Here is a 24,242-nt window from a genome sequence, read left to right on the forward strand (position 1 = left end):
GAAGTTGCTGAACAGGCTTTTATCAGCTGGGTATAAACAAGACTTCAACATACTAATTAATAAGAAAGAGATGAGCGTTTATGTCCAGACCAGTTACGTATATCTTACTTTTTTTGATAATGATGATTTGGGGCTTCAATGTAATCGCGATAAAAATCCTGGTGGAGAATTTTGCGCCTGTAACCATTACTGCCTTCCGCATTTTGCTTGCGGGTGTTGTCGTGATGCTGATTCTGGGCATCAAAAAAGAATTCCGGAGAGTGACCAGATCCCAGGTTGTCTATATCACAATCGGAGCATTGACTGGTATTTTGGGTCACCACTTCTTTTTAGCGGTAGGGCTGACGGCTACCAACGCTTCTAATGCCGGGCTTATCCTCGGGTTGGTGCCACTTATGACGGCATTGGCTGCCATATTATTCTTGGGTGATAAATTGACCATGCTGAGATTAATCGGAATCCTGTCTGGGTTAATTGGTGTTTCTTTTATTGTTTTGAATGGTGAAGGAAGCTTAGGCAGCATCTCCCGTGGCGATTTCTACATTTTTCTTGCCGTTGTTACCCAGGCGGTCAGTTTCATTGCTATCAAACGGGCAACTGAAACGATGGATGCCCGGCTGATGACGGGATGGATGCAAATTATAGGGGCATTTTTCTTGTTCGTGGTAAGTGCCCAGCTGGAACCTGACGGCCTCTCCTCATTGACCACAGGCACTCCTGTTGTATGGATCGTGTTTTTAGCTTCGTCAATACTTGCCACAGGAATAGGCCATATGGTCTATAATAAGGCCATCCATCAGATTGGTGCTGGTGAAACAGCTATTTTCATCAACCTTACCCCGTTTTTTTCATTGACTGGATCCTATCTGTTTTTAGGGGAAAGGATTATGGCGGAGCAGTTGTTCGGATTTTTATTTATTGTGACAGGAGTCGTGCTGGGAACAGGGGCTTTCGAGCAATCGATTCGGAAACATAAGAAGAAACGTATGGCAAGTTAAATATAAACGAAAAAAATCGATTCATCTTCAAACGGAGGTGAATCGATTTTTATTTTTTTTCCTCTTTTTTTTCAGCTTTATAAAGGAGAAAAAACGGGAGGAAAACGAGGATAATGATAAAAAAGTAGAGAATCATTTGAGCAACCCAGTCTATCAATAGCAAAACTGCTATAAAAAAAGCGACAAGCATCACAAGCGGCAGAATATATGCTATAACCACACTGTTCCCTCCCTTTTCCATGTGAGCATTATCTTTCCCTGTCTGGTATAAACTATTCCATTTTGCAAAGTACTATAGAGATGAACGATTCGTGGCTATAAGGAGATTTCTCATGTGGAAATGGAAAAAAGATAAAGGAAACGAATTCCCAAAACAAAATGAAACAGTCAAAGATGTGACCAAGAGCCTGGAACAGTCGAAGGATTTCATGGTCTACCCGCTTGATGGTAAGACGAAGTGCGTCCTTTCATATTTTGAAACCATGGTGGAGCCTAAAGTGTTAAATCAACTGATCCTCCCTGCCTTAAAACAAAATGCTTTGCAATCGCTGGAGGAAATGAAAGATGTCATTCCAGTCGAGGGGCTGGCCATCACAGATGATGCCAACCTTTATCGGCAGCGGATGATGCAAGGTCATGTCATCATTCAAATGAAGGAGTACGACAAGAAATTTCTGACGATACCTGCTGTGATCGCTGAACACCGAAAAGTCAGTATCCCTGAAGTAGAATTCAGTGTAGTTGGGCCGAAAGAAGCGTTTGTAGAATCGCTTGACACGAATATCAACCTGGTACGTAAACGGTTGACACTGCCACAGCTGACGGTCAAGGAATTGAACATCGGAAAAATGACAAAAACGCGTGTCGCTGTATTATATGTCGATGGCGTAGCGAATAAGGAAAATATCAATACGGTCATGCAGCGGCTGAATGATATTGAATATGATCAGATCAATGATAGTTCCTATATCACACAAATGATCGCGGATAATTCCAATTCCCCATTCCCCCAGCTGCTGGATACGGAACGGCCGGACCGCGTGACTGGTTCACTCGTGGAGGGGAAGGTTGTCATTATAGTGGATGGATCCCCCCATGCTTTAAGTTGTCCGACAACTATTGTCGAGTTTTTCTCTGCATCAGATGATTACTTTCTTCCCTGGCATCTTGCTTCAGGGTTTCGTTTGATCCGCTTATTCGCGGTGATTTTCTCAGTAATAAGCACACCGGTGTATGTAGCGATTTTAACCTATCACCATGAGATGATCCCACAAGATTTGTTAGCAACAATCGTGTCTTCCAGAGCAGATATACCGTTTCCACCGATATTGGAAGTAATCATTTTGGAACTGACCATCGAACTGCTCAGGGAAGCGGGAGCACGTCTTCCGACAAAGGTCGGTCAGACCATCGGTATCGTTGGTGGTATCGTTATCGGAACAGCAGCGGTCGAAGCAGGGTTGACCAGTAATGTGCTGCTGATTATCGTAGCATTGGGAGCCCTGGCTTCCTTTACAACGCCTGTCTATCAGATTGGCAATACCATCAGGCTCTTAAGGTTTCCATTTTTAATCGGTGCTCAAATGTGGGGACTTGTAGGGGTATCGATTGTGATGGCGTTTTTTATCGCTCACTTGATTAAACTGAAATCGATCGGAAGACCTTTTTTTTCACCAATCTATCCGCTTCGGTTCCATGATTTGAAGGATGCTTTCATCCGCCTTCCGTTTAATAAACAATCCATGAGACCGATTCAGACAAGACCGGTGGACTCCGCCCGGTTCAACCAAAAAAGGGCGAACGAGAAGAGGGATGTAGATGAATGATGCTAAGGGAGGCTTTAATGTACCAGAAAACTTAATGGTCACTTCGACGATGACTTTCTTTTTAGTGCATTCCATGCAAGTGGGTGTCGGGATGCTCGGTTTCGAAAAGTATATCGCCGAAGGCGCGGGCTATGATGCCTGGATTTCTATTTTGGTGGCTGGTATTGCGGTACATCTGCTATTATGGATGATTTATCGGCTATTGCAGGACTGTGGCGGGGACCTGGTCTCTATCCATAACTTTTTGTTCGGTAAATACTTGGGCGGATTGCTGAACCTTGTATTCAGTGTTTACTTTCTTTTGCTAAGCCTGACTGTTTTACGGACATTTGTCGAAGTCATCCAGGTTTGGGTGTTTCCGCAATTGAATGTCTGGCTGTTTGCCTTAGTATACTTGCTGCTTGCCTATTATTTCGTTATTGGCGGACTTCGGGTCATAACCGGGATGTGCCTGTTAAGTGTTATGCTAGGGTTGCCTCTGTTATTCTTTAAATTTTTCCCCTTACAGATTGGAGATGTCAATAATCTCTATCCCATGATCGATGCATCCGTTTCTGAAATTCTTAGTTCAGCAAAAACAAGTACTCTTAGTTTTCTAGGTTTTGAATTGCTTTTACTTTTTTATCCCTTTATCAAAGACCAGAAAGCTTCGAAGAAATGGGCTCACTTTGGAGTGTTCTATACGACGATGATTTACCTGGTCAGTGCGATTGTTGCTTTCATTTACTACAATGAAGATCAATTGCAGCATATCACATGGGCAACGATTTCATTATGGAAGATTGTCGACTTTCCATTTCTGCAACGGTTTGAATATATGGGAATCGGTTTGTGGGCTTATGTCGTTTTGCCGAATATTTGTCTGGGCTTATGGGCTGCCAGCCGGATTCCGAAGCGGATGTTCAAAATCAAACAAAAGTACGTGTTGTGGTTATACTTGGTTATTCTATTAGTTATATCCAGTTTGATCGACAATCGAAGGACGATAGATGCTCTGAATACATTTACGAACCAAGTTGGATTTTACTTCCTGCTTTATATTCCTGTGCTGTTTATATTGATGTTCATCATGAAAAAGGTGAGATACCGTCATGGAATTTAAAAAGCTATCGCCAATAATACTTGCTATAACTGTCTTCCTTACAGGATGTATCCCTCACCAAAGTGTAGAGGAAGTTTCTCTTGTAAGTCTCTCCGGGTGCGATTATGTGGATGAGGAGCTTACAGAATGCACGGTAGCTATCCCGCATTATGGCCGCAGTAAAGAAGAAGTGCCTACTGAACAGTATTTATCCTATACAGCAAAAACGATGAAAGAGATTGACAATGGATTGGAAAGCAAGTCGCCCAGACCGATCCGGATGGGAAAACTTTCAGTTGCCCTATATGATGAAGATTTAGCAATAAAGGATTTGAGTGACATCATCGATATGCTGGCACGGGATCCTCATATTGGCAGGGATGTGCAGTTAGGTATCGTCGGCGGCAAAACTAAAAAAGTGATTGGAACGAAATATAGCGAAAATCAAACAACCGCCGACTACTTGCTGGGATTGGTGGAACAAAATGAACGGAATATCTTTCCGAAAACCAACCTTCATAGATTTTTATACGCCTATTATGGGAGAGGGATTGATGGATACTTGCCTTACTTTTTGTGGGAAGAGGGGGAAGTGAGAATGGAGGGTCTTGCTTTATTCAAAGGTGGAAAATTTGTTCATTTAGTGACGAATGATGAAGTACTCACGTTCAAGATGATGGTGCAAAATTTCAACCAGGGAGTCCAGGCAATTGAACTGGACGGAGAGGAAGTTGCAATGGAAAATATCGGTTCAAAGGTAAAGTATAAGATTGAAGGAAATAAAGATAACCCTAAGTTTGTTATCTCTGTAAAAATGAATGGAGTCATCAGTGAAATTTCCGATTTAAATATATTAGAGACAAACAAACGTGTCAAAAAGATAGAAGCAGCATTTTCATCTTTTTTTGAGAAGAAGAGTAAAAATATGGTTGCACAATTCCAGGAAAAAAACGTTGACCCACTGGGGTTGGGACATCTCCTTCATCACCGTAAAGGGGAGATTACACAAGAAGAATGGAACATGCGATATCCGGACGTGCCGGTGGATGTTCAAGTAACTGTCGATATTATCCAGACGGGGATTTCTTCCTAATGAATGATGGTGAAGACAAATGAAAATTTTATGTATTGATGGCGGCGGCATACGCGGCGTCATGCCAATTGTTGTATTAAAGGCAATGGAAAAAGAGTTAGGGTGCTCAGTTGCTGAAAAATTTGATTTGATTGCCGGGACGAGTACTGGTTCTATTATAGCTGCTTCTGTCATGCTGCGTAAGGATATGGGCGAATTGCTGGATTCCTATCAGAAATATGGGAAGAAGATTTTTATCAGGCAGGCTAAAGTGGGCTTGTTCAAAAGTGTCTACAGCGATCGTTATTTGCGTCGGCTGCTCAAAGAAGCGTTTGAAAATAAGAAGCTGGGCGAGATGGATGGCCCTTTGCTGATTCCTGCCGTCGATGTCACTCATGGCAAGCCCTATATTCATCGCTCTCATGCCATTGAAGCAGAAAATGATGATTTATCAATACCACTTTGGGATGCTGTCTTGTCTTCATGCTCAGCACCGATTTATTTTCCACCAAACAATGTTGACAACGATTACTTGTCGATCGATGGTGGTCTATGGGCGAACAACCCTTCGCTCGTTTGTATTACAGAAGCTATCCATTATTTTAATAAGAGCTTAAAGGATATCCACATCCTATCAATTGGTACGGGGGATCAAAACATCGACTTTACCATCGATAACGATAAATTTTGGGGGATAAAAAAGTGGATGCCATTCCGCTTCCCTACTATGAAAGTTACGCCAAAATTGTTGGATCTGGCATTGAATTTGTCCTCTGAATCTGTATCTTATCACTGCCAGCTTCTCTTGCAGGATAATTACCTGCGCATCAATGATAAACTTGATGGAGAGGTCCCTTTTGATGATGTAAAGTTCATCGAGGAGCTTATTAAACTCGGTGAACAGGTATATGAAAAAAACAGGGAAAAGATTTTAAAATTTATCGGGTAATAAAAGAAGCGATTGGCCGATTTTTCCTTAATGTAAAGGGGTATTTTTCCAATAGTAAAACCCTCAGGGAACTTGATAATTACGAATTTTCACATGTAACCGTTATCAAGACACAATACGACAAAACATGTCAGAAAATTAGCATAAAAATAATTGTAATCACGATAAGAACATTTTATGCTAGTAATACAAGTTCACTTGTACGGGTTTAAAATCAACCAGAAGGGGAGTGGTAGATTGTTAGATTTTACCGCTTTAGAGCATGACATTTATTTATTCCACCAGGGAAACCTCCGATACAGCTACGAACTTCTCGGGGCGCATCGGGATACACAAAATGGAACCCCAGGCACCAGATTTATGGTCTGGGCCCCGAATGCACAACAGGTCAGTGTCGTCGGCGACTTCAATGGATGGGACGGCCGGAAACACCCGATGAAGAAAATGAACGAAAATGGGATATGGCATACGTTCATTCCTCAACTTGAACAAGGGGAAATTTATAAATATGAAATCCTCACTCCCCATGGGCATTTACAACTGAAAGCTGATCCTTACGCTTTTTCCAGTGAGTTGCGGCCGAACACTGCCTCTGTCATTTATCCTCTGGATAAATACCAATGGAATGATGATCTATGGATGAAACGTCGCGAAGAAATGAATTTCTATGAATCTCCTATATCCATCTATGAATTGCATCTAGGTTCATGGAAAAATATCGATTATGAAGTCTATTATAATTACCGCGATTATGCAGATGAAGTTATTCCCTATGTAAAAGAATTAGGATACACCCATATTGAACTGCTTCCGATAGCGGAGCATCCGTTTGACCGCTCCTGGGGTTATCAGACTACGGGATATTATGCTGTGACTTCCCGTTATGGGACACCGGATGACTTCCGTTACTTCGTCGACCAGTGCCACCAGCATGGCATCGGAGTCATCCTGGACTGGGTGCCAGGTCATTTTTGCAAAGATGCCCATGGTCTTCGCCGGTTTGATGGGGAAGCGCTCTATGAATATGAGAATTCTTTGAAAGCGGAGAAGCCGCAATGGGGAACATTGACGTTTGACTTTGGCCGCAATGAAGTGCAGAGCTTTCTGATTTCAAATGCAATTTATTGGTTGAAGGAGTTCCACCTTGATGGCTTGCGTGTCGATGCGGTAGCAAGCATGCTTTATCTGGATTTCGGTAAGGAAAACGATGAATGGGAAACGAATGAGCATGGAGGCAGGGAAAACCTTGAAGCGATTGCATTCATTAAAAAAATGAACGAAGCGATTTTTGAGGAAGTACCGAATGTTTTGATGATGGCCGAGGAATCCACTTCTTATCCGCTTGTCAGCGCTCCAACATATATTGGCGGACTCGGTTTCAATTATAAATGGAACATGGGCTGGATGAACGATATGCTCCGTTATATGGAAATGGACCCCGTCCATCGGAAATATAATCACAATCTTATTACTTTTTCGTTGTTCTACGCTTTTTCCGAGAATTTCGTCTTGCCGATATCCCATGATGAAGTCGTTCATGGCAAGAAATCATTGTTGAATAAGATGCCGGGGGACTACTGGCAGAAGTTCGCCAATTTACGGGCATTTTTGGCTTATATGTATGCCCATCCTGGTAAAAAACTGTTATTCATGGGATCAGAATTTGGGCAGTTCGATGAATGGAAAGACATGGAGGATCTCGATTGGGAGCTGTTGGATTATGAATCCCACGCCTCATTACGGGACTATGTGAAACAGCTGCATCAATTTTATAAGGACATGCCGGCTTTATGGGAGCTGGACCACCATGAAGATGGATTCTCATGGATTGACCCTCATAATTTTGAGCAGAGTGTCATATCTTTTATACGTTGCAGCAGGACACCGAAAGACCAGCTTTTGGTGGTCTGCAATTTCACTCCGGTGGTCTATCACGACTATAAAGTCGGTGTTCCACAGCCAGGACATTATGAAGAAATATTCAATAGTGATGCGGAACATTTCGACGGTTCCGGCCAGACAAACGGCTTAAAGGCAGCATCCGTCCCAGAGCCATGGCAGGGGCAGAACCATCATATCAACATGACAATACCGCCGCTTGCAGTGACTTTTTGGAAACGAACCAATGGAACGAAGGGGGATTAAATCATGAAAAAAGAATGTGTAGCGATGTTATTAGCCGGCGGCCAGGGGACCAGGCTGAAATCACTCACAAAGCAGATTGCAAAGCCTGCCGTCTATTTTGGCGGGAAATACCGAATCATTGATTTTCCATTGAGCAACTGTACCAATTCAGGGATTGATACGGTTGGAGTACTTACCCAATATGAACCATTGATTTTAAATAGTTATATAGGGATCGGAAGCGACTGGGATCTTGATCGTAAATACGGCGGGGTTTCTGTGCTGCCGCCATATGTCCAGTCGGAAGAAGGGGGAGGCTGGTATACAGGAACCGCCAATGCTATCTACCGAAATATCAAGTTTTTGAACCAATATAATCCCGATCATGTACTCGTTCTGTCCGGAGACCACATTTACAAAATGGATTACAGCGATATGCTTGATTACCATAAAGCGAGTGGTGCGGATGCGACCATTTCGGTGATAGAAGTACCGTGGGACGAAGCGAGCCGATTCGGCTTGATGAACACGAATGAATCAGGTGTAATCACGGAATTCGAAGAGAAACCGGAGAACCCGAAAAGTAATTTAGCCTCGATGGGGGTCTATATTTTTAGATGGGATGTCTTAAAGCGTTATTTGATCGATGATGCTGATCAGGAACATTCTTCTCATGACTTTGGAAAAGATATCATCCCGGCAATGCTGGGAGATTATAAAAAGATGATGGCCTATACGTTCGACGGTTACTGGAAAGATGTCGGGACGGTTGCAAGTTTATGGGAAGCCAATATGGATTTGCTGAAAGAAAAACCGGAACTTGAATTGAATGACTATTCGTGGCGAATCTATTCGAAGAGTCCGAATCAGCCTCCGCAATATATCTCACATGAAGCGAACGTGCAAAATGCCCTGATCAATGAAGGATGCCGAATTCATGGGACCGTTGACCATTCTGTCATCTTTTATGGAGTTCATGTCCAGGAAGGTTCAGTAATCCAGGACTCGGTCGTCATGCCTGAAGTTAAAATCGGAAAAGATGTAACCATCAACCGTGCCATCATCGCAGCGGGGAGTGTCATCGAGGATGGGGCTGTCATCGGCGATCCTTCACCAGACAGCGATATCACGTTAGTAGCAGATGAAGATAGTGTATTAGCAAAAAGCTATTTAGAACAGATCATAAAATAGGAGGATGGTAGTCGATGGACCGCATAGCAGGAATCATAAATTTAGATCATGAACAGGATGTATTGGATGAACTCACATATTTTCGGTGCAGTGCCGCTGTTCCATTTGCCGGACGTTACCGGATGATCGATTTTACCATTTCCAATATGAGTAATTCCCGGATCGAGTCGATTGCTGTGTTCGCCCGCAGGAAATACCGTTCATTGATGGATCATTTGGAGCAGGGCAAGGCCTGGGATTTGGACCGTAAGCGTGGGGGGCTGTTTATCCTGCCTCCGGACTGGAACGATCCGACAGACATATCAAAAGGTGATCTTCAGCATTTCCACAATAATATCGACTTTATCACACGTACGTTTGCCGACTATGTCGTTGTCTCCGGGACACAGAATATTTGCAATATAAACTTCCGCGACGTACTGGAGGAGCATAAAGCATCCGGTGCTGATGTAACCGTCGTTTATAAAAAAGTGGAAGAGTTGTACCCGGAACATAGGCGTGCCCATAAACTGACAATCGATGATGGTGGCCGGGTAACCGATATTCATAATGACCAGCGCAGTAATAATGTCTATATGGACATGTATATCCTGGAGAAGAACTATTTATATGGGATGATTGAAGACTGTATCGCTCATGGCTGTTCCCAATTTTTCCTTGATGGGATTAAAGCGAGACTGCCGGAAATCCATATCCATGCTTATGAATATGAGGGAGCGCATGCACTGATCAATTCGGTCGAAAGTTATTACCGTCACAGTTCGAGCTTGTTAAATGGGGCTAACCATGAGGATTTATTCAAAGAGGAAGCACCTATATTCACGAAGGTGAAAAATGAGCCGCCGACAAAGTATTCCCAGGAATCCAAGGTTACGAATACCCTGGTTGCCAATGGCTGTGTCATTGAAGGACAAGTGGAGGACAGTATTTTGTTCCGTGGAGTAAAAGTGGCAAAAGGCGCAGTTATTAAAAACTCGATCATTATGCAGCGCTGTGAAATTGACAGTAATGCGATATTAGAAAATGTCATTTTAGATAAGGACTGTCGTATATCTAACAGCCGGACATTGATTGGAGTACCTGAAAAACCTTACGTCGTAGCAAAACGGGTGTCCATGTAAGAGATTGCCATTCACGGCAATCTTTTTCCACTTCATACATGTGATGAAATTAACAGGTAAAAGGAGTGAACAAAAATGAAAATATTGATGGCAGGATCGGAATGCACCCCTTTCATTAAAACAGGCGGACTTGCAGATGTGTTAGGTTCACTTCCGAGTGCACTGCAGGAGCAGGGGGAGGACGTTCGTATCGTCCTCCCGAAATACCAGGAAATCAAGGAAGAATGGAAAGCACAAATGAATCCTTTGCTGGAATTGAACGTTACACTCGGATGGCGTAATCAGTATGCAGGCATTGAATACATCGAACATAATGGTGTAACTGTCTACTTTATCGATAATGAATATTATTTCAAGCGGTCGAATTTGTATGGTTACGGAGATGAAGCGGAACGGTTCGTATTTTTTAACCGTGCCGTGATGGAAATGATCAAAGCACTGGACTGGACACCTGATGTCATCCACTGCCATGACTGGCAGAGCGGTCTGATCCCTGTCTTTCTCCACACCCATTATAAGGATCATCCAATCTTTGAAAGTATGAAAACAGTATTTACGATTCATAATCTGAAATACCAGGGGATATTTTCGGATGCGGTTTTATATGACTTAATGGAGCTGGATGAGCGTCTGATGACACCGGAAGGGCTCGAGTTTTTCGGGGACATCAACTTCATGAAAGGAGCATTGAATTTTGCTGACCGTATTACAACTGTCAGTGAAACTTATGCAAAAGAGATTCAAACGCCTTATTATGGGGAAAACCTAGATGGAGTATTACGGAGCAAGTCTGATCGAATGGCCGGGATAGTTAATGGCATCAACATGAAAGATTATGATCCGATGAATGATGAAGCACTTGCTTTCCCTTACCGGAGTTCTCTGACGAAAAAATGCCATAATAAACTATGGCTGCAAAAAGAACTGGGCATTCCGGTGAGAAGTGATGTACCGGTGATCAGCATCGTATCCAGGCTTGTCGAGCAAAAAGGGTTCGATTTGATTGCCCGTGTGATTGATGAATTGCTGGATACCGAAGATGTTCAACTGGTCGTGCTGGGTACTGGGGAATATGATTATGAACAAATGTTTGAATGGGCGCAATCGAAGTATCCAACGAAGATGTCCGCGAATATCTTATTCAGTGAATCATTCTCCCGTCAGGTATACGCGGCGAGTGACATGTTCCTGATGCCGTCGCGGTTTGAACCATGCGGCATTGGCCAATTGATCGCTCTTCGTTATCTGGCTGTCCCAATTGTCCGGGAAACAGGTGGTCTTGCTGATACGGTCCAGCCGTACAATGAACAGACAGGGGAAGGGAATGGCTTCACATTTGCTAATTATAATGCCCATGACATGCTGTTTACTATCCGTCGGGCACTGGAATATTACCAGGATAAAGAGCTGTGGAACCCCCTCATAAAAAATATTACTAAAAGTCAATTTCCATGGAAGTATTCTGCACGCCGGTATCGCGAGGTGTATGCGCAGGCAATGGAATAGGGCAGGACGAATTGGAGGAAACCGTAAATGTTCAGCGACAAAGAGGAATTTAAGCAGGCATTTTCCCAGAAGCTCGAAGCTAAGCTCGGCAAAACAGTTGAAACCGCTACAGAGGTTGATGCATATAGGGCTCTTGGTTCGCTGTTGCGTGAAAGAATCGGAAAAAAATGGCTGGAGACGAATCAGCGCTATGAACAAGAAAAGGAAAAGCAAGTCTACTATTTTTCGATGGAATTTCTGATTGGCAGGTTGATGGGGAATAATCTATTGAACATGCAAATCATTGATGTCGTGGCGGGAGGATTGAAAGACTTAGGGTTTGATCTGGATAGATTGGAGGAAGAAGAAAACGATGCAGGACTTGGTAACGGGGGGCTGGGAAGGCTTGCTGCCTGCTTTCTGGATTCCCTCGCCTCGTTAGGTCTTGCTGGGCATGGCTATGGCATCCGCTATAAATATGGGATGTTCGATCAGCAGATCATCGATGGCAACCAGGTTGAATTCCCGGATTTATGGCTTTCCCGTGAATTTGTCTGGGAGGTCCGTCGCCCGGAAGAAACGGTAGAAGTCCGATTCGGCGGCCATGTATCATCGAGTGAGGATGAGGATGGCAACCTTAATTTTGACCATCATAATTACGAGCAGGTCCAGGCGGTCCCCTACGATGTCCCTGTTGTAGGCTATAACAGGGATACCGTAAACACGCTGCGGCTCTGGTCCGTAGAAGCGAATCTGGATGATACGATCAAAAAAGCGTCACGACTGAATGAGTTTGGCAACTTCCTCGGACATAAACGCTCGCTTGAAGCGATTTCGGAATTTTTATACCCGGATGACTCTCATGAAGAAGGAAAGCGACTGCGCTTGAAGCAGGAATACTTTTTAGTATCCGCAGGGGTACAGAGCGCTGTTCGCTCCTTTGAAAAATTGGGATTGCCCTGGTCTTCTTTTCCCGGAAAAGTAGCGCTTCATATTAATGACACACATCCGGCGATGGTAATCCCGGAGCTGATGCGCGTATTGATGGATGAAAAGCAGCTGGGATGGAAAGCAGCCTGGGACATCACGCAAGCCTCGGTTTCCTACACCAACCATACCACACTCAGTGAAGCGCTGGAGTCATGGCCGGTGGATATGGTCCGTCAGTTGCTGCCGAGAATCTTTATGATTGTGGATGAAATCAACGAACGGTTCTGCCAATCGTTATGGGAAAAGTACCCGGGAGAATTCGACCGCATCGCAGAACTTGCTATCATTGCCGATGGCCAGGTAAAAATGGCACATTTATCGATTGTCGGCAGCCATAGTATCAATGGCGTTGCCAGGCTGCACACGGAGATCCTGAAAAAGCGGGAAATGAAAATTTTTTACGATACCTTTCCTGAGCGGTTCAACAACAAGACGAACGGGATTACTCACAGGCGTTGGCTGATGCATGCCAATAAGCCGCTTGCCGGACTCATTACAGAAACGATCGGTGAAAGCTGGATAAATGAACCTGAACGACTGACAGATCTCCTAGATCATCAGAATGACGCAGCTGTATTAGATCGTTTAGGCGAAATCAAGCAGGAGAACAAAGAAAAACTGGCTTCCTGGGTATATGAAACGAAAGGAATCTCACTCGATCCACACTCCATTTTTGATGTTCACATTAAGCGTCTCCATGGGTATAAGCGCCAGCTCCTGAATGCGCTGCATATCATGCATCTGTATAATAAAATTAAGACAGACCCAACGCTGGATATGGCACCGAGAACGTTCTTTTTCGGAGCGAAAGCAGCACAGGGTTACCACTATGCCAAAAAAATCATTAAGTTGATCAATACAATTGCCGATGTGGTGAATAATGACCCGGTAGTAAGTGACAAGCTTAAAGTTGTTTTTTTGGAGAATTATTCCGTTTCCCTTGCGGAAAGAATCATCCCGGCAGCCAATATCAGTGAACAGATTTCCACTGCCAGTAAGGAAGCTTCCGGCACCGGAAACATGAAACTTATGATGAATGGGGCGTTGACGCTAGGAACGTTGGACGGTGCCAATGTGGAAATCCATGAGCTTGTGGGCGATGACAATATTTACACGTTCGGCTTAAGCTCCGAAGAAGTTTTAGAATATTATCGCTCAGGAGGATATTCTTCCAGGCAGGTTTACGACATGGAGAAAGATGTTCGACTCACAGTCGATCAGCTGATTCATTACAGTCCTTTTTCAAAAGGAGATACAGAGTTTCAGGAAATCTATGACTCGCTCGTTCATCATAACGATGAGTTTTTCGTTCTGAAAGATTTCGCAGCTTATGCCTCGGCCCAGCAGCAGATTGATTTGGATTACCAGCAGAGAGTGGGATGGAGCAGAAAAAGTCTGATTAATATTGCACATTCCGGCAAATTTTCCAGTGACAGGACCATACAGGAATATGCTTCAGATATCTGGCGCATTGCCCCTGTGAATATGTTCAAATGATTTAGAATGAAGGAGGACGTAGTATGAAATCAAATGACGTATATCATAACAGCTTTAAAACACAATATCGCGAGCCTTTCGGTGCTGCACCGAAAGGCTCGAATATCACACTCACCATCGATATCCATAACCGCTACCGTATTTCAAGCGTCATCCTTCATTATATATTGGATAAAACGGACGAAGAACGGACGCAGGAGATGGATATTTATGCAGAGCAGCATCAGTTTTCCGGCTATGAGACCCGAATAAAAATGCCGGATGACCCACAGTTGGTCTGGTATTATTTTGAAATTCAGCTGGAGGATGGGAAGTTCTTTTATGGACGCCGGAACATTGAAGAAAGCGGCGACGGAGTAGTTTACGATCATGTGCCACCATCCTGGCAGATTACTGTCTATGATTCGGATTACGAAACCCCGGAGTGGTGGAAGCATGGGACCATCTATCAAATCTTCCCTGACCGTTTCCATGCGGCAGGTGAACGTGAACTTGCCAAAGCCCCGAAGACAAGTTTGATGCACAGCCACTGGGAAAATGACCCGATTTATATCCGGGATGAAAATGGTGCGGTCGTCCGGTGGGATTTTTTCGCTGGGAACATCCGGGGGATTATCGAGAAACTTGACTATATAGCATCACTCGGTGTCACGGTGATTTATCTGAATCCTGTTTTTGAGGCGGAAAGCAACCACCGTTATGATACCGGCGACTATCATAAGGTCGACCAGCTGCTCGGGAGCAATGAAGATTTGGCAGAGCTTGTCCGAAAGGCAAAGGAGAGAGGAATTGAAATAATGCTCGATGGGGTCTTCAACCATACCGGAAGCAACAGCATCTATTTCAATCAGCGTGAGCAGTATGATTCACTCGGAGCCTATCAGTCGAAAGAATCGCCGTATTATTCCTGGTACATTTTCCATAACCACCCTGATGAATACGAATCATGGTGGGGCGTCGGGACCCTCCCGACCGTGAATAAAGAAGATAAAAGCTACCAGAACTTTTTAATTCATGATGAAGATAGTGTCCTGAAGCACTGGCAAAGGCATGGACTAAAGCATTGGCGTCTTGATGTAGCAGATGAATTGACCGATGACTTGATCAGGCAAATCTATCAGCAGTTGAAAAAAGAAGATGAATCCAGTGTTTTGCTGGGAGAAGTATGGGAAGATGCTACCACAAAAATCGGCCATGGCAAACGAAGAGATTACTTCCTCGGCGGTGTATTGGATTCGGTCATGAATTATCCGCTCCGGGGGCTTATGCTGGCGTTCATGAGCGGTGATGTTGATGCTCATGATGTCGAACGGCGTTTGCTGACCTTAAGTGAACATTATCCGAAGCACTACTTTTATGCTTTGATGAACATGTTATCCAGTCATGACGTGGAACGTATCAAGACGATGCTCGACCTGTTTTTACCGGAAGACATGGAAGCAGACGACAAAGCGATTATCGTTGATGCCCAGGTAAGAGCGCTCAGTTTGTGGCTTTATACTTTTCCCGGCGTACCATCGCTCTATTACGGAGATGAAGCAGGCTTGACCGGCGGCGGTGACCCGGATAACCGGAAGTCGTTCCCATGGGGCAGGGAGGATGATAGTCTCGTAGAATGGTATGCAATGATCGGGAAGTGGCGCCGCGAACATCCGGCATTACGGACCGGATGCTGGAAATCTCACTCCCTTCATCATGACGTCTATTCCTTTGAACGGTGGATTGAAAATGGCGTCGATAACTTTGGCGGTAGTGCGAACGATGAACATATGCTCTATCTGTTCAACCGTCATATCCATGAGAATCGGGAAGTGACCCTGATGGTGAGAAAAGGTAAGTGGCAGCATATGGAAAACAAAAAGCGTATATTCCAAGCGAAAGACGGAGAACTTTCCATTACGCTCGGTCCCTCTGAGAGTATGCTGCTTCGGCATATGCATTGATGAAGAAAAAAAGATCCGTTAAGCTCTTCTTTGAGTTTAACGGATCTTTTTTTATGCTTGCCAGATGCTACTCCATTTAAGCAGATCACCGACTTAATTGGATTGTTATCTTTTTTGCTTTATCAATTGATTCTTTTCCACTGAAAACGTCACTCGTTAAAATTTGGAGGGAGTCAATTTTCTTTGTTTTATTTTTCTTTATAATGAAACCCAGCTGTCCATATCTTGTTTCCCCGGATTTATATTTTCCGTACATGTTTTCTAAGTAAAAGTCGTCTTCAAAGTTTTTCTTCTCTCCTTTGTTTGTTTCCAGGACGGAAACAGGGGCAAAATTGAGCGTCTGGTTTGAGGTGTTTTTCACTATCAGATTTAATTTAATATAGTTGAAATTTTCTTCCTGGGAAGTATATCCATGAAAAAAATCGATTAAGTGGGGTGCTGGTGAGTAATTCATTAATTTTACTTCTTTAATGATCATTTCCATTGGACCTACTGTAACCTGTTTTTCAGATGGGGAGAGCGCTAATAATTTTATTTTTCCATCCCCGTCTTGATAGGTTTGTCCAGTTTTTTTCAGACTGCTATCATCAGGTGCCTGGGGATTATCTATGAAGGTGGCTTGATTCTTAGCCTCCTGCTCATCCGTTTCCTTTTTCGCTATTTCTGTATCTTTTTCTGGTTGTTCCTTTGCATTTTCGATTTCCTTGTTAGCATTGGTGCAGGCTGTCAACAAAACTACTGCCATCAATAAATAAAGCAAATGCTTCATGAACCTATCCTCCTGATGTATGCGGTGTATATGCAATTACCCCGTTGCCTGGTGACAACGGGGCAGTTATTAATTAATCTTTGTCTTTATCATGATCTTCATCGTCGTCTTCATCCTCACGGGCATCACTATCGTCCCCGTCATCCTTATCATCATGATCATCCTCCTGATCTTCATGATGTGACTCAGCTTTTAAGACTTCAAACAGCTTCTGACCGGTTTCATGGTTATCATTAAGTCCGCTGAATTTATAGAGCTGCGGGCCGTAAGCATAGACGTTGACGTCCACGCCGGTATGGCCGCCAGTTGTCCAGCCTGTTCCGGAACGGACATTGTAGATATCTTCTATTGCATTATCTACTGCTGTTACATCTATATTGCCATCTGCGTCAGCTTGAGCAGCTTCTTTTACAGAATCAATTTCTTCCTGGGTCAGATCGAGACCGGAGTATTCAGCTAATACTTCTTCAACGCCGGCTCCATCGGCAATTTCACTTGCCATGAAATCAGGCGTGCGTTCGGCAGCGTCAATTACTTCCGGATTGAACACATAATCCCCGTTGCTTCCGATAGAAAGGCCTCCGGTTGAGTGGTCAGCAGTAGCGACAACCAGGGTATGCTCGTCTTTTTTAGCAAAATCGATGGCGCGTTGGAAAGCCTTCTCGAAATCTTCCATTTCACTCATTGCTGCAACCACATCGTTATCATGACCGGCCCAGTCAATTTGACTTCCTTCTACCATAAGGAAGAAGCCATCTTTATCGTCGCTCAGACGTTGAAGGGCGGCATCGGTCATGTCACTTAAAGAAGGGGTGTTTTCGTCACGATCGATCGCCTTGTCCATCCCCACTGGGGCGAATAAACCCAGAACCTGATCATTATCATCTTCAAGCAGCTGTTCTTTCGTAGTCACATAGCTGTAGCCGTCTTGCTGGAATTCCTTTGCCAGGTTCCGGTCTTCTCTTTCAAAATAGGAAGTACCGCCACCGAGCATAACATCGACTTTATGTTCTCCGTTGATCATTTCGTCATAGTAATCATCAGCAATAGCATTATAATTATGTCTGGATTCATCATGTGCTCCAAACGCAGCGGGTGTAGCATGGTTGATTTGAGAAGTGGCTACTAGACCAGTAGACTTCCCTTGCTCTTTAGCTTCTTCGAGAATAGTTTTGACTCTTTCCTGTTCCATGTCTACTGAAATAGCACCATTGTAAGTTTTGATTCCTGCTGCCATAGAAGTAGCGGTAGCGGCAGAGTCAGGGATATTTTCTTTGACGTCTCCTTCGCCGCCTTCAAAATAAGGATCCCAGGAGTAAGTAGATTGCATGCCTACAAGATATGGATCAAATGCTGTCGGTTCCATATTCTTAGTAGAGGGGTCATCTTGCATATAACGGTGCATGGTAGTGAAAGATGGCCCCATTCCGTCACCAACCAGGAAAATGATATTCTTAATTTCATAATTATGTTTTTTGTCGTTTTTCGCATCAACATCTGGCGTACTGCCTGCGAACCCACCAAGAACCAGGCTGGTTACAGCCGCTGCAGATAACAACTTCTTACCGAATGATTTTTTAATCAACGCACTTCCTCCTCCTGTTGAAATAATAAAAATGTATGCGCATACATTTCACCGTAATGTTATTTAATCACAATTTGTCTATTTTATGGGTAATTTGAAAGAAAATAGTAATTTACAACTAGTAGATTGGTAGAAAATACGGGTGAAAAAAAGAGTGGATAAAGAGGATATGAGAACGGGCATAAGTCCTATTCTAATCAAAGTACCTGCTATCGCGTATTTATAAGACCAGGGAAAAGTGAATACGGAGAGTGTACTTGTATCTATAAAATTACTGATTTTATAGAGAAGGCAGCGACCAGGTCGCTGCCTTTGCTTTAATATACGTTAAAATATCTTGCATCAGGATGTGCGAATACGATGGCGGTGACGGAGGCTTCCGGTTCCATCATGAATCCATCGGTCAGCTCGATGCCGATCTGTTCAGGGCTTATCAGCTTGAATAATTTTTCCTGATCTTCTAAATCCGGACAGGCTGGGTAGCCGAATGAGTAACGCTGGCCTTGATATTTAGCCGAGAACCGCTGCTGCATCGTGAAGTCGACAGGGTCCGGGAACCCCCACTTATCTCGCATCTGCTGGTGGACCTGTTCGGCTAGTCCTTCTGCGGTTTCGAGTGCCAGCGCCTGAAGTGCATGGCTTTCCAGGTATTCTCCGTGTTCCTTTAATGCTTCCGCCCGGTCGCGAATCCCTTTTCCGGCAGTAACTGCGAAGAATCCAACATAATCCACTTCCCCGCTGGATACTGGACGCAGGTAATCTGCCAGGCAGAGGAATGGTTCCCTTGGCTGGCGCGGGAAGGTGAACCGCTCGATTTCAGTCTTTTCATCAGACGGATCATAGATGATGACATCATCTCCTTCTGACTGGGCAGGAAAAAACTGATAGAGGGCAGAGGGCTCGATCCAGCGCTCTTTTTTAGCTTTCGTCAGCAAATCATCGACTACACCTTTCAAGTGGACGGCTTTTTCATTGTTCTCTGCAATCAGTCTGGAAAACTTGCCTTTCAGCCCAAGGTGATGACCAATCAGCATCTGCATATTGATATAGGGTTCAATATGATCGACCGAATAATTCCGGAGCACATGCTGCTTATAATCCTGTGGCTGGTAGACAGGCACCTCTGTTGAAACGGCAGACTTCGGCTTGACAGCCACAGCAGTCGCCCCTTGAGATTGTTCCCGCTCTGCATTTTTAGTCAGGGCAGCCTGCTGTTTTTCATGGAGCTCACCGACCAGTGCTTCCCGTTCTTCTTCGTTGCTGAGGCGGTTGGAAAGTGCCAGGCCATCCATGGCATCTTTCGCATAAAAAACCGGTCCTTCATATTGCGGTAAAATTTTCGTCAATGTGAATTTACGGGACAGGGCAGCTCCACCGACAAGAATCGGAATGGAAATCTTTTGCTGGGTCAGATCCTGTGCTGTCAGCACCATCTGCTGGGCTGACTTGACGAGCAATCCGGACAATCCCACAAAATCAGGATTTTCCTGATTGATTTGATTGATCAACTCTGATGGAGTCACTTTAATACCAAGATCAACCACTTCAAAACCATTGTTGCTTAAAATGATTTCGACGAGATTCTTTCCAATATCATGAACGTCACCTTTGACGGTGGCGAGCAGAACTTTTCCTTTTTTATTGGAGGAATCCGCTACTTCCATGTGTGGCTCCAGGAATGCGACAGATGCTTTCATCACTTCCGCGCTTTGCAGAACTTCTGCGACAATCAGCTGATTGTCGTTGAACAATCGACCGACTTCAGCCATTCCCTCCATTAATGGTCCATTAATGACCTCGAGTGGAGCAGAGTACTCTTCAAGTGCCTGCTCCAAGTCAGGAAGCAGTCCTTCTTTTGTCCCCTCGACGACATAATGCGCAAGCCGCTCGGCAAGCGTCATTGTCTCGGTCGGAACTTTCGTCTCTTTTTTCTTGCCACGGTAAAAGGCGGTAAAGGCCGCCAGTGTTTCGTCATTTGTATCAAACAGCAGCTTATTGGCCTGCTCAATTTCCTCTTCGGGAATCGAAGCGAACCTTTCTAATTTTTCCGTGTTTACAATCGCGTAATCGAGACCTGCCTTGGTACAGTGATAGAGATAGACGGCGTTCAGTACCTCACGTCCTACAGGTGGCAGGCCGAACGATACGTTACTGACACCAAGCACAGTCTGACATTCCGACAAATCTTCTTTGATTAGACGGATCCCCTCAATTGTCGCCTCGGCAGAGCCAATATACTGCTCATCTCCGGTACCGACAGGAAAAACAAGTGGGTCAAAGATAATATCGGCTGGATCCAGACCGTATTCGCCCACGAGGATGTCATAGGAGCGTTTGGCTACTTCGAGCTTCCGTTCAGCTGTGACTGCCATCCCTTCTTCATCAATGGTACCGACCACTACCGCCGCTCCGAATTTTTTCACGATGGGCAGCACTTCTTTGAAGCGTTCTTCCCCGTCTTCGAGGTTGATCGAGTTGATGATCGCTTTTCCCTGGGAATACTTGAGTGCCTTCTCGATGACCTCCACATCTGTCGAGTCGATGACCAAAGGTACCTTCACTTTGTTGACAACCTGTTTCATGAATGCTTCCATATCCTGTACTTCATCACGGTCAGGGTCGGCAAGACAGATATCGATGACCTGGGCGCCTTTTTTTACCTGAGCACGGGCGACTTCTGATGCTTCCTCGAACTTCTCCTCAGCAATCAGACGCTTGAACTTCCGGGAGCCGATGACATTCGTCCGTTCACCGACAAGAATCGGCCGGTCGTTCTTGTCATCATATAAAAATGGCTCAATTCCTGACACGGCGTGGGGATGGGCATCCGGTGCGGTGCGTGGTTCCAACCCTTCCACAGCGTCAGCGATCGCTTTAATGTGTTCCGGTGTCGTCCCGCAACATCCACCGACGAGATTCAGCCAGCCTTTTTCTGCAAAACCGGCAATTTTTGCAGCGAGTGACTGTGGTGTTTCATGGTAATTTCCTTCTTCATCGGGAAGTCCGGCATTGGGATAGCAGCTCGTTGCAGTCGTAGCCAGGTCTGAAAGGGAGCGGAGGTGGTCGCGCATGAATTCCGGTCCTGTGGCACAGTTCAGGCCAACCACAACCGGGTTCATATGCTCCAGTGAAATATAAAAGGCTTCAATGCTTTGGCCGGCAAGCGTCGTCCCCATCGGCTCGATTGTTCCGGAAATGATTAGCGGCAGTTCAGTGCCAGTCGTTTCAAAAGCCCTTGTTATCCCTAGGTAGGCTGCTTTTACGTTCAGCATATCCTGGGAGGTTTCCAATAGCAGTAAGTCGACACCACCGGTAATCAGGCCGCGAGCCTGTTCTTCATATGCCTCTGCCAGTGCATCAAAGGTCGTTCCCCCTGTGACAGACAAGGTCTTTGTCGTCGGCCCCATCGCACCAGCTACAAAGCGTGGTTTCTCTGCCGTTGTAAAAGAATCAGCTGCGTCTTTGGCAAGCTGTGCTGCTTTGATGTTGATCTCCTCTGCTAAGTGGCCAAGGTCATATTCGTCTAAAACGAGGCTGGTAGCCCCGAAAGTATTGGTCTCGATAATATCTGCCCCAGCTTCCAGGTATTCGGTATGAATCCGTTCCAGCACATGGGGAGCGGTTATATTCAAATATTCATTGCATCCGTCATAAGCTTCCCCGCCAAAATCTTCAGGTGTCAGGTCAGCCTGTTGAAGCATCGTTCCCATTGCACCATCCAATACTAGTATTCTGCTGGCCAGTTGTTCCTTAAATAATGTTGATGCCATTGGAAATCTTCCTTTCCTGCTTTGCGGTTTGTTGGTTGATATATTCCGTTAATTCTACAGTCATTTCATATCGTAGAAAAGGAGTAATCAGGTAAATACCGTTAAATAAATCAAGTGCCGCGTCAATCAATGATTTGGCAATTGCAATTCCCTCTGCCTGAGCGCGTTCTTTGTCGTGGCTGTGTTTTTCCATGCTTTCCCGGATTTCTGGCGATAGTTTGATACCTGGAACTTCATGATGTAAAAACTCCGCGTTTCTCGAACTGGTTAGCGGCATAATACCGATATAAACAGGTGTATCGAGATGTTTGGTAGCTTCATAGACATCGGCTATCTGCTTTTCGGAGAATACCGGCTGACTGATAAAGTAGTCGGCACCATAAGAAATCTTTTTCTCTAATCGGCCCACCGCGCGGTTCAGGTTACGTACATTCGGGTTAAATGCAGCAGCAACAGAGAAATCAGTTTTTTCCCCCAGTGATTTACCAGAAAAAGAGATACCCTCGTTTAGCTGCTTGATGTAATGGATCAGGTCGAATGACGATAAGTCATACACGGAAGTGGCCCCGGGAAAGTCGCCGATTTTCGTAGGGTCACCGGTTACGGCGAGCACCTCGCGGATACCTAGTGTGTGCAGCCCCATCAGGTGCGATTGCAGACCGATCAAATTCCGGTCACGGCAGGCAATATGAACAAGCGGATTTATATCGTATTCCTGCTTGATGATTGTTGCCATCGCCGTATTACTGATGCGTGGGGAGGCAAGAGAGTTGTCTGCCAGTGTAACAGAATCGACTCCGGCGTCTCTTAAAGCTTTTGCCCCGCGAAGATATTTTTCTGTATTCAATTTCTTCGGAGGATCCAGTTCGACTATAATGGAACGCTTTTTCTGTGCTATTTCATGAAGGTGCGCCTCGCGATTGCTGTCGTCCGGCTTTTTCGGAACAGATGGCTGTTTGAAAGGGACGACTTTTTCGGTAATCGGTTTTCTGCCTTTTACTTCTTTAGCGACAGCAGCAATATGCTCGGGAGTCGTACCGCAGCATCCGCCGATCAGGCGTGCACCCTGCCTGTATAAATCCAGCGCACTTTTTCGGAAATAATTCGGATCAGTGGGATAAATCAACCTTCCATCCTCGTAATCTGGCAGACTGGCATTCGGATATGCGGAAAGTCCTGCTTTTTCAGGGAGAGGTACGTCTTCCAGTGCTTGAATCATATGATAAGGGCCGAGCCGGCAATTGACGCCGACCACGTCAGCACCTTTTTGTTCCAATAGTTGAAGAGCATCTGCGAGCGGTGTGCCATTTTGCATCACTCCGGGTTCATGCATCGATACCTGGGTGATCAATGGAAGATCAGTTTCCTGACGTGCGATCTCTAATACAGTTGTCAGTTCCTCCAGGTCATAAAAGGTTTCGAAAATCAGTCCGTCAATATCCTCCATCAGCAGGCAATAGAGCTGCTCACGGAAACTGCGTTTCAGTTCGTCCATCGTTGGAATTTCTTTTTGTATATCTCTGATGCCGCCTAAGGTACCTACTACATAGGCCTCTCCATCCGCAGCTTCTTTTGCCAGACGTACGGCAGCCGTATTGATTGTTTTCACTTGGTCTTCCAGCCCATAGCGGGATAGTTTAATATAATTGGCTCCATACGTATTAGTCTGAATAACATCGGCTCCGGCACGGACATAAGCTTTGTGTACGTTCTGTACTTCTTTTGCATGGGACAGGTTCAGTTCCTCGAAGCAGCGGTCGACCCCATACGAATAGAGCAGGGTCCCCATTGCGCCGTCTCCAATAAGTGTCTTTTCCTGAAGTGCTTGTTCTAATCTCATT

The 24,242-nt window shown here is 44.8% G+C and carries 15 protein-coding genes and 1 pseudogene; 11 read left to right on the forward strand and 5 right to left on the reverse strand.

All coding sequences use genetic code 11. The features are described from left to right. Positions 1–80: 80 nt before the first annotated feature. Positions 81–998: a DMT family transporter gene (locus tag P855_RS0117035; RefSeq protein ID WP_028784701.1), complete on the forward strand. Its 918-nt coding sequence runs from the start codon at positions 81–83 to the stop codon at positions 996–998. Between the two features lie 49 nt (positions 999–1,047). Here the strand turns inward: P855_RS0117035 and P855_RS22300 are convergent, their stop codons facing one another. Then, positions 1,048–1,218, reverse strand: coding sequence for a hypothetical protein (locus tag P855_RS22300; protein WP_161628829.1), 171 nt, complete (start codon positions 1,216–1,218; stop codon positions 1,048–1,050). A 112-nt stretch (positions 1,219–1,330) separates the two neighbouring features. On the opposite strand from P855_RS22300, the gene P855_RS0117045 reads away from it, so the two are divergent. The 10 genes from P855_RS0117045 to P855_RS0117090 all read left to right on the forward strand — a co-directional run bounded on the left by P855_RS0117045 (position 1,331) and on the right by P855_RS0117090 (position 16,277). Next, entirely contained in the window at positions 1,331–2,824 is a 1,494-nt protein-coding gene (locus P855_RS0117045) for a spore germination protein (protein WP_028784702.1), read from the forward strand. Next, a complete protein-coding gene (locus P855_RS0117050) occupies positions 2,817–3,926 on the forward strand; it encodes a GerAB/ArcD/ProY family transporter (protein WP_037986406.1) in 1,110 nt (369 codons plus the stop codon). Before P855_RS0117045 ends, P855_RS0117050 begins: the two co-directional genes overlap by 8 nt. Beyond that, positions 3,916–4,998: a Ger(x)C family spore germination protein gene (locus tag P855_RS0117055; RefSeq protein WP_028784704.1), complete on the forward strand. Its 1,083-nt coding sequence runs from the start codon at positions 3,916–3,918 to the stop codon at positions 4,996–4,998. The genes P855_RS0117050 and P855_RS0117055 overlap by 11 nt, the downstream gene beginning before the upstream one ends. Positions 4,999–5,017: 19 nt before the next feature. Continuing rightward, on the forward strand, positions 5,018–5,926 hold the full coding sequence (locus P855_RS0117060) for a CBASS cGAMP-activated phospholipase (RefSeq protein WP_028784705.1): 909 nt from the start codon (positions 5,018–5,020) through the stop codon (positions 5,924–5,926). Positions 5,927–6,163: 237 nt separating this feature from the next. Further along, on the forward strand, positions 6,164–8,071 hold the full coding sequence (glgB, locus tag P855_RS0117065) for a 1,4-alpha-glucan branching protein GlgB (RefSeq protein WP_028784706.1): 1,908 nt from the start codon (positions 6,164–6,166) through the stop codon (positions 8,069–8,071). Further along, positions 8,072–9,241, forward strand: coding sequence for a glucose-1-phosphate adenylyltransferase (locus P855_RS0117070; RefSeq protein ID WP_028784707.1), 1,170 nt, complete (start codon positions 8,072–8,074; stop codon positions 9,239–9,241). A 14-nt stretch (positions 9,242–9,255) separates the two neighbouring features. Beyond that, positions 9,256–10,362: a glucose-1-phosphate adenylyltransferase subunit GlgD gene (gene glgD / locus P855_RS0117075; RefSeq protein WP_028784708.1), complete on the forward strand. Its 1,107-nt coding sequence runs from the start codon at positions 9,256–9,258 to the stop codon at positions 10,360–10,362. A gap of 75 nt (positions 10,363–10,437) precedes the next feature. Then, entirely contained in the window at positions 10,438–11,868 is a 1,431-nt protein-coding gene (gene glgA, locus P855_RS0117080; protein ID WP_028784709.1) for a glycogen synthase GlgA, read from the forward strand. Positions 11,869–11,895: 27 nt separating this feature from the next. After that, positions 11,896–14,334: a glycogen/starch/alpha-glucan phosphorylase gene (locus P855_RS0117085; RefSeq protein ID WP_028784710.1), complete on the forward strand. Its 2,439-nt coding sequence runs from the start codon at positions 11,896–11,898 to the stop codon at positions 14,332–14,334. Positions 14,335–14,357: 23 nt separating this feature from the next. Further along, positions 14,358–16,277 carry a glycoside hydrolase family 13 protein gene (locus tag P855_RS0117090; RefSeq protein WP_028784711.1) on the forward strand — a complete coding sequence of 640 codons (1,920 nt, stop codon included), beginning with the start codon at positions 14,358–14,360 and terminating at the stop codon, positions 16,275–16,277. An 85-nt stretch (positions 16,278–16,362) separates the two neighbouring features. On the opposite strand, the gene P855_RS0117095 is transcribed toward P855_RS0117090, so the two are convergent. The 4 genes and pseudogenes from P855_RS0117095 to P855_RS0117110 form a co-directional block, all read right to left on the reverse strand. Then, positions 16,363–17,046, reverse strand: coding sequence for a DUF4352 domain-containing protein (locus P855_RS0117095; RefSeq protein WP_028784712.1), 684 nt, complete (start codon positions 17,044–17,046; stop codon positions 16,363–16,365). A 193-nt stretch (positions 17,047–17,239) separates the two neighbouring features. Beyond that, a pseudogene (locus tag P855_RS21230) lies at positions 17,240–18,631 on the reverse strand (alkaline phosphatase); the annotation flags it as partial. A 317-nt stretch (positions 18,632–18,948) separates the two neighbouring features. Continuing rightward, on the reverse strand, positions 18,949–22,401 hold the full coding sequence (gene metH, locus P855_RS0117105; RefSeq protein WP_028784713.1) for a methionine synthase: 3,453 nt from the start codon (positions 22,399–22,401) through the stop codon (positions 18,949–18,951). Beyond that, a complete protein-coding gene (locus tag P855_RS0117110) occupies positions 22,382–24,241 on the reverse strand; it encodes a bifunctional homocysteine S-methyltransferase/methylenetetrahydrofolate reductase (protein WP_028784714.1) in 1,860 nt (619 codons plus the stop codon). Before P855_RS0117110 ends, metH begins: the two co-directional genes overlap by 20 nt. Position 24,242 lies beyond the last annotated feature (1 nt).

This window comes from Thalassobacillus devorans MSP14 (assembly GCF_000496835.1).
Classification (GTDB): Bacteria; Bacillota; Bacilli; order Bacillales; family Halobacillaceae; genus Thalassobacillus; species Thalassobacillus devorans_B.

Coding starts and splice junctions, on each gene's coding strand:
- P855_RS0117035 (WP_028784701.1), top strand. CDS start 81: ATGTCCAGACCAGTTACGTATATCTTACTTTTTTTGATAATGATGATT.
- P855_RS0117045 (WP_028784702.1), top strand. CDS start 1,331: ATGTGGAAATGGAAAAAAGATAAAGGAAACGAATTCCCAAAACAAAAT.
- P855_RS0117050 (WP_037986406.1), top strand. CDS start 2,817: ATGAATGATGCTAAGGGAGGCTTTAATGTACCAGAAAACTTAATGGTC.
- P855_RS0117055 (WP_028784704.1), top strand. CDS start 3,916: ATGGAATTTAAAAAGCTATCGCCAATAATACTTGCTATAACTGTCTTC.
- P855_RS0117060 (WP_028784705.1), top strand. CDS start 5,018: ATGAAAATTTTATGTATTGATGGCGGCGGCATACGCGGCGTCATGCCA.
- glgD (WP_028784708.1), top strand. CDS start 9,256: ATGGACCGCATAGCAGGAATCATAAATTTAGATCATGAACAGGATGTA.
- glgA (WP_028784709.1), top strand. CDS start 10,438: ATGAAAATATTGATGGCAGGATCGGAATGCACCCCTTTCATTAAAACA.
- P855_RS0117085 (WP_028784710.1), top strand. CDS start 11,896: ATGTTCAGCGACAAAGAGGAATTTAAGCAGGCATTTTCCCAGAAGCTC.
- P855_RS0117090 (WP_028784711.1), top strand. CDS start 14,358: ATGAAATCAAATGACGTATATCATAACAGCTTTAAAACACAATATCGC.
- P855_RS0117095 (WP_028784712.1), bottom strand. CDS start 17,046: ATGAAGCATTTGCTTTATTTATTGATGGCAGTAGTTTTGTTGACAGCC.
- metH (WP_028784713.1), bottom strand. CDS start 22,401: ATGGCATCAACATTATTTAAGGAACAACTGGCCAGCAGAATACTAGTA.
- P855_RS0117110 (WP_028784714.1), bottom strand. CDS start 24,241: ATGAGATTAGAACAAGCACTTCAGGAAAAGACACTTATTGGAGACGGC.